The organism is Treponema sp. TIM-1 (assembly GCF_046533115.1).
GTDB lineage: Bacteria > Spirochaetota > Spirochaetia > Treponematales > Breznakiellaceae > JAIRMO01.
Map to the genome: position 1 here is coordinate 1 of NZ_JAJQRC010000061.1, position 11,951 is coordinate 11,951.

Consider the following 11,951-nt stretch of genomic DNA (forward strand, 5'->3'; position numbering starts at 1 on the left):
GTCAACACCGCGGAAAACCCCTCGGAAGGTGAAGTTTCATCATAATCATAAATCAAATTGTTGACCGGAGGGGCTTAACTTGTTGACATTGGTAACAGAATATATAAATCAAAAAAATTGAATTTTAATAGTCAATTATACCAGGATAATTATTAAAAATCAACTACTTTTTTGCATAATAAGCCGGTTTTAGTGTATACTAAAGTAGACCATTAAACAAAAAAACCTATTGGCAGGCTCGTTGTTATGCGAAGTGGTTGCGTTTGCTATAGAACTTTTTTATTTATATTTCTCCTTTTAATTTGTTCCTTAACAATATTGTCATATAGATCAGTTAACTTTACTGTTAATACCCTATGGTATTTATTTTCATCTTCTCTTATTATTGTTAATATTTTTAATATTTCAAGTAAATCTTCATCGCTGTAATTTTCATTAATTACAAAGCTCTTATTTGTTTTTTCCAAAAAATGTAACATGTCAAATTCTAAAACCTTTAAAGCAAATTTATAATTCCGTGATGCTATTATATCATCAGAAGATGCTTTAAATCCATTAGACCCTAACCACCTAATTTCAAATGGTCCAAGTCTATCATTTGTATATTCATTTTTGGGCTTGTAGATTCCATTTTTTATAATAAAATTGCGAAATTTCTCCTTTTCCGTTTCATTCTTAAATTCATAGGATCGTATTTTATCGCCTTGAACATGAGTCCAATACTTTAATAAATAATCACTTCTTTCCGAAATACCAAATGCAAATATTTTGATACCATCAATTATTTTTGCATGTGGTTGTAACTTATCAAGTTCTTCTAATATCTCTTCCTTTGTCATATCTTTTACATTTTTTAATTGTTTAGATTTTGATAATATCTCATTAGTAGTATTATTCCTCGCCATAAAATATTCTCCATACATCAATATGTTTTATGTATCGGTTATAGGTAAGGACTTATTATAAGGCTAAACTAAACTTTCTACTTCCATCTTTGCTTTCTCTTAGCCTAAAGAGGCATTTTATGTCATATAGGGTTGGTTCTTTACCTTCCCCAGGGAGATTTATCTCTTTATCAATAGTTACAAATTCCCCATTAACAGCATCCAGTCTCTTCTTGAGGAAAATGATTTCATTCTGAAGGGTTTCGACAGTTTTCTTCAATGATTCAATTTCTTTTTCCATAATTTTATCTCCTAATGAAATAAATTTATAAATGGATAATAGCCTAGTATGAGCTTTTTTGTCAATATTTATTGGAACGCGCAGGTGTACTGCCCCACCCTTCAGTGGATCGTACCCCATCCGGTAGACATAAAAATAAACGGGTAATACAACAGAAGGAGAGGAAAAGATGGGAAAGAAAGACAAAGAACAGCGGGGCTACCCCCGGGAATTAAAAAATTCACCACAAAGGCGCAAAGTAGACCGCTACGAATTAAATGAAAAAAAGGGAAGAAATACGTAATTTTTTCCTTGTTTTTCCTTACTTACTTCTTCGCCTTTGTGGTCGAATTCTCTTTCTCCCATGATCAGGCATATTAGTGTTTACAAGCTACTAGATCACCGCCCCCGGGTAGAGGACCGCGTTTTTGGGGATCACGATGATGCCGTCCACGATGTAGTAATGTCCGTAGTTGCCGTCGACCCGGGGGATGGCGTCCACCCCGATACGGCAGCCCTCGCCGATACAGGCGTTTTTGTCGATGATCGCCCCTTTGACAATGGCCCCCCGGCCTATCCCTATGTTGGGAACCCGGGCTTCGGCGTTCTGCTGTTTCTGGATCTCCGATTCATAATAATCCGCGCCCATACAGACAACCCCGTTGAGGCTTGACCCGGACTCAATGATGGTTCTGACCCCGACAATGGAATTGGTAATCGAGGCATTGGTGATGATGCAGCCCTCGGCCGCTATGGACTGGTTCATGTTGCTGAAATTCATCTTTGAGGGGGGAAGGTTCCGCATGTGGGTATAGATGGGCGCGTCCTCGTCATAAAAATCGAATTTGGGACGCAGGGTGGTAAGGTCCAGATTCGCCTCGTAAAAACTCCGGATAGTTCCGATATCTTCCCAGTAACCGTCAAAAAGATAGGCATTCACCTTGAGTTTGTTAATGGCCGCGGGAATAATTTCCTTGCCGAAATCGGTGAGCTCATTGGCAAGACAACTCTCCATGGCTTCGGCGTTAAACACGTAGATCCCCATGGAGCCTAAATATTCGTCTCCCTTGCCGTTTTTATCCTGCCGCAGTTCCGCGGGGATCTTAAAGTCGGAGATATCCTTGACCGGCCCCGGTTTTTCCATAAATTCGGTGATCTCATTGTTTTTATTCGCCTTGAGGATCCCCAGCTGACTCGCATCCTCCCTGCTCACGGCGGTGGTGGCAATGGTAATCGCCGCCCCGGAATCCCGGTGCTTTGAGAGGAGTTCCTTCAGATCCATGCGGTAGAGCTGATCCCCGGACAGGATGATGTAATACTTGGGATTTTGGGTTCTAAAATGGATGAAATTTTTCCGGACCGCGTCGGCGGTGCCCTCATACCACCCGGAATGTTCAAAGGTCTGTTCCGCCGCAAGGATCTCCACAAAACCCCGGGTAAAGGAATCAAATACATAGGTCTGGGACAAATGCAAATGGAGGGATGCGGAGTTGAATTGGGTAAGGATGTATATTTGTCTAAAATCAGCGTTGATACAATTTGAAATGGGAATATCCACCAGGCGGAATCTTCCCCCAAAAGGAACAGCCGGTTTTGCCCTGGATTGGGTTAAGGGGAACAAGCGGGTCCCTTTCCCTCCTCCAAGCACGATAGACAAAACTTCCATATAGTACCTCCTTGAATAGGCGTCATTTTTTGAAATTGGAGCTTGTTCCAAAATTCGGATCTTCCTGGAATAAGCCCCGGGAAAAACCGCTTCAGTACCCGTTAAGCCGGTCCGATTGCCCTTTTCAATCGAAAACCGCTTTTCCCTATGCCGGGATTAAAAACTTACGTTTGAAACCGGCGTATAACATAATCCTTTTCTAGTATAAACGGTTTTTTCCAATCTGTCGATACTTTACCTTTGTTCTTTCTTATTGGTACAATAAATTTATGGATAATACCCTGGCATTGGAAAAAATCCTGCGGGACCCGGCCTTTGCCCCCCATATTGTAGCGGAGCGGGTCCTGGAAGCCTCCGACGGTGAGACGGTTCCCTTTCCGCCGGACCTGAACCAGGCCATTGCCGGGGCCCTGCGGAACCGGGGGATTGCGGAGATCTACACCCACCAGGGGGAAGTCTGGGAACAGGTTCGCCGGGGCCGGAACGTGGTGGTGGTTACCCCCACCGCCTCGGGGAAAACCCTCTGTTACAACCTGCCGGTACTCCAGACCCTGTTGGACGACGAAAAGGCCCGGGCCCTTTACCTGTTCCCTACCAAGGCCCTTTCCCAGGATCAGCAGGCGGAACTCAACGAAATCGTTCAATTAATAGGAGGGGGAAAGCCTTCCCCCTGCGGCGCACAGGGTTGCGCCGCACCCCCTTCTCCGGGGGCTCCGCCCCCAAGCCCCCGGCCCTTCATCAAAGTCTCAACCTATGACGGGGATACCCCGGATTCCCTTCGGGTCGCCGCCCGGGACGGGGGGCGGATCATCATCTCCAACCCCGACATGCTCCATGGGGGGATACTCCCCAACCATCCCAAGTGGATAAAGTTTTTCTCCGCCCTCAGATACGTGGTTATCGACGAGGCCCATGCCTACCGGGGGGTCCTGGGGAGCCATGTGGCGGACGTGATCCGCCGGCTCCGGCGGGTGGCGGCCTTTTACGGCGCGGCCCCCCAATTCATCCTCTGCTCCGCCACCATTGCCAACCCCCGGGAGCTGGCGGAAACCCTGATCGGAAAAGAGGTAACCCTGGTTGACAAAAACGGCGCCCCCCGGGGGGAAAAACGGGTGATCCTCTACAACCCGCCCTTGGTAGACGCGGTCCAGGGGATCCGCCGTTCGGTGGTTACCGAAAGCCGCCGATGGATGCTGGCTTTTCTCAAGGCCGGGATCAAGACCATCCTCTTTGCCCATTCCCGGATAAAGACCGAGGTGGCGGCCTCCTACGTCAACGAGGACCTCCGCAACCTCTACACCGACAATTCCCGGATCCGGGTGGAGGCCTACCGGGGGGGGCTCCTCCCCAATGAGCGGCGGGAAATAGAGCGGGGCCTCCGGGAGGGGACCATCCGGGGGGTGGTGTCCACCAACGCCCTGGAGCTGGGTATCGATATCGGCGGCCTGGACGCCTCGGTGGTGGCGGGTTTCCCCGGCTCCTTCAATTCCTTCTGGCAGCAGTCGGGCCGGGCGGGAAGGCGGGGGGGCGTTTCGGTTTCGGTCTTCGTGGCCTCCGCGGCTCCCCTGGATCAGTTCATCATGAACGATCCGGAATGGTTTTTCAGAAAAAGCGTTGAGGAGGCCCGGCTGGACCCGGATAACCCCTATATTCTCACGGACCATGTGAAGTGCGCGGCCTTTGAGCTGCCCTTTCGGGATGAGGTAATGGAAAAAGGGGAGGAACCCTTTGGGGAAGGGGCCGCCGAGGTGCTGGCCTATCTGGAGGAAGAGGGCATTGTCCGGCATACCGGGGGGAACGGTCCCGGCGGGGGGCGCTGGCACTGGGCGGATCGGTCCTTCCCCGCGGAGGGGATCAGCCTCCGGTCCGCCACGGCGGACAATGTGGTCATTGTGGATGCCACCAAGGGCCGGAACGTGGTGATTGGGGAGATGGACCGTCCCAGCGCCAAGGAGATGATCTTCGAGAACGCGGTCTACCTCCACCGGGGCCGGCAGTACCTGGTTCAATCCCTGGACATCGAGAACCGGAAGTGCCTGGTGATCGAGGCGGAGGTGAACTATTTTACCGACGGGCTGGTGAAAACCGATATCAAAGTTTTAACCGAGGACGAAGCCCTGAACTATGGGGAAGCGGCCCGGGGTATGGTCGGCGATGTCCTCGTCCGGTCCCAGACGGCGAAATTCAAGAAGATCCGCTTCCACACCCATGAAAATATCGGTTACGGAGACATCACGCTCCCCGAGGAGGAGATGCAGACCCGGGCGTTGGCGCTGCTCTTCGGTCCCGAAACCGCCGGGGGGAAAGTCCTGGCGGAATTCGATGAGGAGGAAGCTGGTTCGGCCCTGGCCGGGGCGGGGACCCTGATAAAAAACATTGCCCCGGTGTTCCTCCTCTGCGATCCCCGGGATATCGGGGTGGCGGAACGGGTTCGGGACCCCCACTTCGGTATCCCCGCCCTGTATATCTACGACAAGTATCCGGGCGGCACCGGTTTGGCGGAGGCCCTGGCCCGGCGGGCATCGGATCTGTTCCGGTCGATCCGCGCCGTGGTGGACCGCTGTCCCTGTAAATCGGGCTGCCCCTCCTGCGTAGGCCCCGGGGGAAACAAGGCGGGGACCGCCCGCTTCCTGGGGGCCTTGGCCTAGCTATGGCCGGGAACCTGCGGGATCGGCTGCGGCGGATCCGGAATGCCCCTGCCCCCCCTCCCGGCGGGGTATTGCCTTCTCCACGGGCAGAGACCCCGTCCCTGGGGCCGGAGTGGCAGGAGGCGGGGTATCAGACCCTCAAGCGGACGGAGCTGCTGGATCTGCCCCTCTCCCTGGATTTTCCCCTGCCCCGGTCCCTGCCGATCCTCGTCCCCGACCTCCTCCGGTATCCATCGGAAGAAGTCGGTCCGGAGGATATGGTTTTTTTCGACCTGGAAACCACGGGCCTTTCCCGGGGGGCCGGTACAGTGGCCTTCCTTGCGGCCTTCGGCCGTTTGGTGTCCTCCGGGCCGGGACCCCTCCGGCTCCGCCTGGATCAGTACCTGCTCCTGGATTATCCCGGGGAAGGGGACTTTCTTGCGGCCCTGCTTCCACAGTTCGATCCCCGCCCGCGGCCGCCCCTGGTCATTACCTACAACGGCAAGACCTTTGATTCCCAGATCCTGGCGAGCCGCTGTATCGTGATGGGGATCCGGCCCCCGGCGTATTACCAGGGGGATCTGCTCCACCCCGCCCGCCGGCTCTGGAAGGGGATCCTATCCTCCTGCTCCCAGGGGGAGATTGAGACCGCCATCCTGGGCCTGGACCGTACCGGGGATGTGAGCGGCGCCCTGGCCCCAGATATATGGTTTTCCTTCCTGAAATCCTCCGATCCCCGGCCCCTGCTGGGGATCTGCGACCATAACCGGCGGGACATCCTGGGGCTGGCCGGTCTTTTTTCGGCCCTGGTCCGGATCGCCGGGGATCCCCTCGCCGCACGGAATAAATTCCGCTATGATACGGAAGCCCTGGCCCTGCGGTGGCGGGAATTCCCGGTAAAAATCCGGAACCGGTCTTTTGGCGAGGCCGCGGTTGAGACCGGCCGGAAGCTCCTGGCCGTGGCGGCGGAGGAGCACCCCCGGGCCGCCCTGGTTTTCGCCCAGGACCTCCTGCGGCAGGGCCGCGCCGCCGAGGGCCGGCGGCGGCTCCTGGGGATAGCCCGGGGGAATTACGCCGATCCTTTCCGGGCCGCCGCGTACCGGGCCTTGGCCGTGGACGCGGAGTGGCGGCGGAAGGTCCCCGGGGAAGCCCTGACCCTGGTAGAGGAGGCCCTGGCCCTGGCGGATGCCGGGGAAGGGCAGCGGAGGGACTTTCTCCGCCGGGAGGAACGGCTCCGCCGGCAGCTTGACCGGAAAACAAGGGGGTAGGGGATATGGAAACGGATATAAGCATCCGGGTGATGACCCGGGAGGATTACCCTGCCGTGTATAAGCTCTGGAAAACGGTCCCCGGTATGGGACTGCGGAGTCTGGATGATACGGAACAGGGGATAACCCGGTTTTTGGCGCGGAACCCCGGCGCCTGTTTTGTGGCGGAGGCCGCCGGGGAAGTGGCCGGGGCGGTTTTAAGCGGTTATGACGGCCGCCGGGGCTATATCTACCATGCCGCGGTACGGGAGGAATACCGGCGCCGGGGCATCGGGAGCGCCCTGGTTCAGGCGGTTGAGACCGCCCTGGCCGGGGAGGGGATCACCAAAATCGCCCTGGTGGCCTATAAAACCAACGAGGCAGGGAACCGTTTTTGGGAAAAAGCCGGTTTTTTACCCCGGGAGGACCTGGTCTACCGGGACAAAAGCATTAACCCCGAGAACCGGTAGGCAGGGCGCCCGATTTCTTGTTATTTTTTTGCCTCAACGGCTTGACATTTTTTTTGATTCCGGTATAAGTTATAGAACATCGAATGAATATTCGTTTGCCACCTTAGCTCAGTTGGTAGAGCAAAGGACTGAAAATCCTTGTGTCTAGAGTTCGATTCTCTGAGGTGGCAAAGTTAATTCCTTATATTATAAGGAATTATAAAAACTACCGGGAGACCGGCGTTTATTTTACTTTATCTTGCTGGAAGGAAATGGGAGAAAAACTCCAATTTCCTTCCGAAAGGAGAGGTATATGGTACGCCGGGAAGCTCGTCAATTCTATCTTTTTCCCCGAAAAGGTATTTTTGCCGTCCAATTCATGGACCCAGCCACAAGACAACGGTTATGTGCTAGATCAACCGGAAAAACAAGCCGGGATGAGGCACTTATCGTAGTTTACGACTGGTTAAAGAACGGAATCCCCCCGAAAAACACGAAGAAAGCCCCTCAAGGGGCCCCTATGAGCATTGACAGTGCCCTCCATACACTCAGGGTAGTCAATGAGCTTAAAGCTATTACCTTGACAAGCCAGGATGTGATGCGGATCGAGAAAATTCTGCGGGAAAAGGGCCTTGCCAACTTCATCGCCCGCAATAACACCCCGGGAGCGGAACTTTTGGAGGATTATTTAAAGCGGTTCTGGGATTATGACTCCTCCCCCTATGTGAAGGAGAAACTCACCCACAAGATAAACATCACCCGAAAGCATACCAAGGAGAGTCTCGGGCGGGTGATTAAATACTGGGTGCCCTATTTTCAAGGTAAACTCGTCGGGGAGATTACCCGCCAGGATATCAATGATTTTGCCACGGACTTGGCTGAAAAACATCCCGATTATTCTCCCCTTACCCTAAAGCAGATTCGCCGGGTGGGAGTTACAGCCCTAAAGTGGGCCTATGCCAATGATATTATTCCCACTGACCCTACCCTTCGCCTCCCCGCATACTCAAGTAAGGGTAAAAAGCGGGGGGTGTTAAGCCCACAGGAAGCCGCGGACCTATTTTCCCTTGACTGGAACGACTACCGCTACTTCCTCATAAATTTAGTCGCTATGACCACGGGGCTGCGGATCTCAGAGATATTGAGCTTGAAGCTTGAAAATGTCCGGGAAAAATACCTTTATGTCGAAAGTTCCTTCTCCCTCATCGACGGCCGGAAGACCACGAAAAACGGGGAAGAGAGAACCCTCCCGATTATTCCCCAGGTACGGGATGCCCTGCGGTATGTCGCGAGTCAAAACCCCCATAATGACGGCTACATCTTCTATAGCAAAAAGTATGGGAAACCGGTTGACCAGCATGAGCCGCTCAAAGCCCTCAAAAAGATGCTCGTGAAGCTCTATATAAGGGCCAACCTGGGTGAAATAAGCGAGGATACCACGGAAAAAGAGAAGAAGGCCCTCTCTAAAAAGCTCGCGTCCGAGGCAGCAGACTACTGGAAAGCGCGGAACGTGGTATTCCATTCCTGGCGGCATTTTTATTCGGCGAGGATGGCTAACAAGGTTGATATCAGGAAGCTCATGCTCGCGACCGGGCACAAAACTGAAGCGATTGCCGAGGGATATGCAGACCATGCTCTGGAAAATGACCTTGCGGATGTGACCGTGGCCACGAACGAAGTCTTCGGAAAACTGCTGCCGGAGAAGATGTTACAAGAAAATCGGACGGCCTAAGATGTTTATAGGCATAGAGGAGCAGGATGAGTCACGGCGAGTCATATGTTTTATACTTTTTTGAAGAATTTTCGAAAAAATGTTGTTTTTTAATGAAAAAAGGGATATAATATAAGGTGTATAAAAGATACTTTAGATATAGCTAGTTGAAAGCAAGGAGTTATAGTGAACCCGGCCTACTGGGAGAGGCTGGAGAAAAAAGGAGGTGCCTATGATGACGTAAACCAACGCATTATCCGCCATGGAGCGTTTGCGATTGGTTGGTGACAGGGATCAAGAAAATTATACGAAACCTAAAGTTTTTGAGTAAATTCGTCAAGTAATCCCGTTCCTTCCGTAAAGATCCAGACCTCCAAACTACATTGATGTCTCAAGGCAAGACCATATGCCAAAAAATTTATGGAAGGATTTTACTATGACTGATTGTATGCTAACCAAAAAAGAATTCGCGGATTATACGAGAGTATCCTTAAGTACCGTTACCCGCGGAATAAAAAACAAAACCTGGCCTTATAAAGAGTGTGTAAAAATGGGAGGGCATGTCCGTTACCCGCCTTCACTTCTGGCTAAAATCGAGGCCCGGGCCAAAAAAGCAGGCGGCCAAGATGAAAGCCAAGCTCAGCCTGACAAGGAAGATGGTCAAAATGACCCAGAACGGTAACATCTCAGTTCCTGAGCTCTACAGCGTAATTTCACCATATTTACTGGATCTCCTAAAAGGGGCGCCCGAGTACGGCTTCTGTGGACTCAATATAACGTTCCACCAGGGCCGGCCGGTAAGAATCGAAAAAAATTATGGGGTAAACCTCAAGCCCGATGGACTTGGGTCTTCCTCCCACTGACCTAAAATAAAAAAGTAGATACTGAGGGAGCCCTCAGTATCTACTAAGCATCTTCAATGCGGGGCTCCACTTCTCATTGTCTAAGCCCAACCCGGACAGACAAAACCGAACACGGTACGTTGTACCCGGTAAATACTTTTTTGGAGGTGACCAATCATGGCACTTTCCCGGATAATTTCAGAATTTCCTGAAGAAATACGTCGTAACCGAGTTACGATAATTTATAGCAAGCCCGCATTAAAAGATGCGTCTCCAGAAAGTGAGCCAAACGACTCCCCTAACGAAGACAGTGCCACACCTGAGTATGAGGGAGAATATGATTCAGAATACGACCCCTCGTACCAATCATCCCCTTATGCCCAGTTCAAAGCCGCGATGGCGCACGACTGCCGGCTCTTTAGAGTAAAGGACCGACTCAACCTTAGGCAACCTATTATATCAAATATATATAAAGTCACCCTAAATGGAATTACTGAATACCCCACTTTTTCAAATGATGCTGCTGATATTTTAGAGCAAATGGGGATAGATAAACCCTCCACCCACCGTCAATATACTGAGCGGCTGGCGAGGGAAATTACGATAGAGGGGGAGCTTAATGAGGACACGAAATACCTCATCGCCACCCCCAATGAAGAGGTCTTGGACCTCAAGGCCTTTTCCCTCCTTCTTAAAGACAAGAAGGACCCTAAAACCTATGCCGACGAATGGCGGAAACCGATATCTGAATACCTGGATAAAAGGATAACCCTAAAGACGGGGGTAAATTTCAACCCGGACCTCTCACCTGATACTGGCTATAAGCTTATCGAGGAGCTTGCCAAAACGATGATCCAATGGGGTGGTAATTTTGAATTCTTACAGAATTGTGTCGGTTGGCTTATCAATTTCATGGGCCGCATCCTTTTAGGGGAGGGAGGGAACGTTTTCAAGGAATTTGTCATACTCCTTGGGGAAAAGGATTCTGGAAAAACCACCTTCATCTCTCTTCTCCAGGGTATCCTCGGGAGCTACTCAGGGATTATCCAGGACAAAATTCTCCAAGGAACTGACGAAGAAGCGGTCTCCCGAAACCTTTACACCTTCCGGAATAAGCGGCTTCTTATCCACTCAGAAGGGAATAATACCAAGTCCATAAATACCGTGACCTTAAAGCGTATTACCGGGGATTCAGCCATTGCCCTTGGAAACCAGGATTATTCCTTCAAGATGGAAGGGAAAATCATCGAGGACACCAATTACGCCCCTCGTCCGGATAATTTAAATGACGAAGCCTTTAATGAGCGCCTCATTATCATCCCCTTCATACGACGGTTTGACCTACCTAAACCCAAAATCGATTCCCTCATAAAGCGCCTCAATGACAATAAGGAGGCGATATTTGTGACCATGGTATATGCGGCGGCCGAGATGATAGATATCCAGGACGATACCCAAAAGATCGGGCCCATGATTTCCGCCTATGTAAAAAGCTGGATCAACCTCATACGTGACCCGGTAAAGGCCTTCTATATGCATGTCTGCGACGCAAACTTACCTGAAAAAATGGGCTCTACAGGACTAAAGTTGTTCATGACTTATCAGGAGTGGAATAGGACCTGTATTGCTCCACAAATCGTCTTGATGCGGTACCTGGCAAGTGAATCGATTAAGTGCCCTTCAGAAAAGGCCTTCCATAGCCGAATGAAGGAATTACACTCCAATTATATTCCCCATTCTAACCAAGGGATATTATATCGGGGTATTAGAGCTCGCGAAGACATGATTCACTGTCTGGATCTGCAGAAGTTTTTACGTAACGATACAGAACTCGAAATGAAGCGTTCAATTGCCAAAGCAGCTGAAAACACCAGAAAGAGGATGGAGGCACTAAAGACTTCGGATAGTCTTAAAAATGACCTTGATAATAGTACCATGCTTGACAATGGATTTGGGTTCCAATTCGCACCTTTCCCTCCTCCAGGAGCAATCCCAGGGGGAATGGGTCCACAAAATGGTAATGGCGGGTACTTTGGACCTCCTCGTAATAAACAAAATAAGGGTAAATGGGGTAAGCCACCATTTCCTCCTGACGATAGCAACATGTGGTAAATCTCCCGGGAAAAGGGTGGTTTCCCCGGCTACTTAAAAAATCTTGAGAGTCGCACTATCTTAGGCAGTTTTATAGAGAAAAGCGTCAGTACGCATGGAGTCAATAATATTGCCGAACACCCTGAAACGCTTT

General features: G+C 50.9%; 9 protein-coding genes and 1 tRNA gene. 7 read left to right on the forward strand and 3 right to left on the reverse strand.

The features are described 5' to 3' along the window. Positions 1–266: 266 nt before the first annotated feature. The 3 genes from LQZ21_RS14125 to LQZ21_RS14135 form a co-directional block, all read right to left on the reverse strand. The gene (locus tag LQZ21_RS14125) at positions 267–905 is read right to left on the reverse strand and encodes a hypothetical protein (protein WP_411045182.1); all 639 of its coding nucleotides are present in this window, start codon (positions 903–905) and stop codon (positions 267–269) included. Between the two features lie 55 nt (positions 906–960). Then, a complete protein-coding gene (locus LQZ21_RS14130) occupies positions 961–1,305 on the reverse strand; it encodes a hypothetical protein (RefSeq protein WP_411045184.1) in 345 nt (114 codons plus the stop codon). A 253-nt stretch (positions 1,306–1,558) separates the two neighbouring features. Further along, entirely contained in the window at positions 1,559–2,830 is a 1,272-nt protein-coding gene (locus LQZ21_RS14135) for a glucose-1-phosphate adenylyltransferase (RefSeq protein WP_411045186.1), read from the reverse strand. 269 nt (positions 2,831–3,099) lie between these two features. Between LQZ21_RS14135 and LQZ21_RS14140 the strand changes: the two genes are divergently transcribed. The 7 genes from LQZ21_RS14140 (at position 3,100) to LQZ21_RS14170 (ending at position 11,818) form a co-directional block, all read left to right on the forward strand. Continuing rightward, positions 3,100–5,478 (forward strand): DEAD/DEAH box helicase, encoded by a 2,379-nt coding sequence (locus tag LQZ21_RS14140; RefSeq protein ID WP_411045187.1) that lies wholly within the window; start codon positions 3,100–3,102, stop codon positions 5,476–5,478. A 2-nt stretch (positions 5,479–5,480) separates the two neighbouring features. After that, entirely contained in the window at positions 5,481–6,725 is a 1,245-nt protein-coding gene (locus tag LQZ21_RS14145) for a ribonuclease H-like domain-containing protein (RefSeq protein ID WP_411045189.1), read from the forward strand. A gap of 5 nt (positions 6,726–6,730) precedes the next feature. After that, on the forward strand, positions 6,731–7,174 hold the full coding sequence (locus LQZ21_RS14150; RefSeq protein WP_411045191.1) for a GNAT family N-acetyltransferase: 444 nt from the start codon (positions 6,731–6,733) through the stop codon (positions 7,172–7,174). 97 nt (positions 7,175–7,271) lie between these two features. Further along, a tRNA-Phe gene (locus LQZ21_RS14155) sits at positions 7,272–7,344 on the forward strand. 329 nt (positions 7,345–7,673) lie between these two features. Then, complete coding sequence (locus LQZ21_RS14160; RefSeq protein WP_411045192.1) at positions 7,674–8,885, forward strand: tyrosine-type recombinase/integrase; 1,212 nt, start codon at positions 7,674–7,676, stop codon at positions 8,883–8,885. Positions 8,886–9,300: 415 nt separating this feature from the next. Further along, on the forward strand, positions 9,301–9,546 hold the full coding sequence (locus LQZ21_RS14165) for a hypothetical protein (RefSeq protein WP_411045194.1): 246 nt from the start codon (positions 9,301–9,303) through the stop codon (positions 9,544–9,546). A gap of 337 nt (positions 9,547–9,883) precedes the next feature. After that, positions 9,884–11,818 (forward strand): hypothetical protein, encoded by a 1,935-nt coding sequence (locus tag LQZ21_RS14170; protein ID WP_411045196.1) that lies wholly within the window; start codon positions 9,884–9,886, stop codon positions 11,816–11,818. Positions 11,819–11,951: the final 133 nt, after the last annotated feature.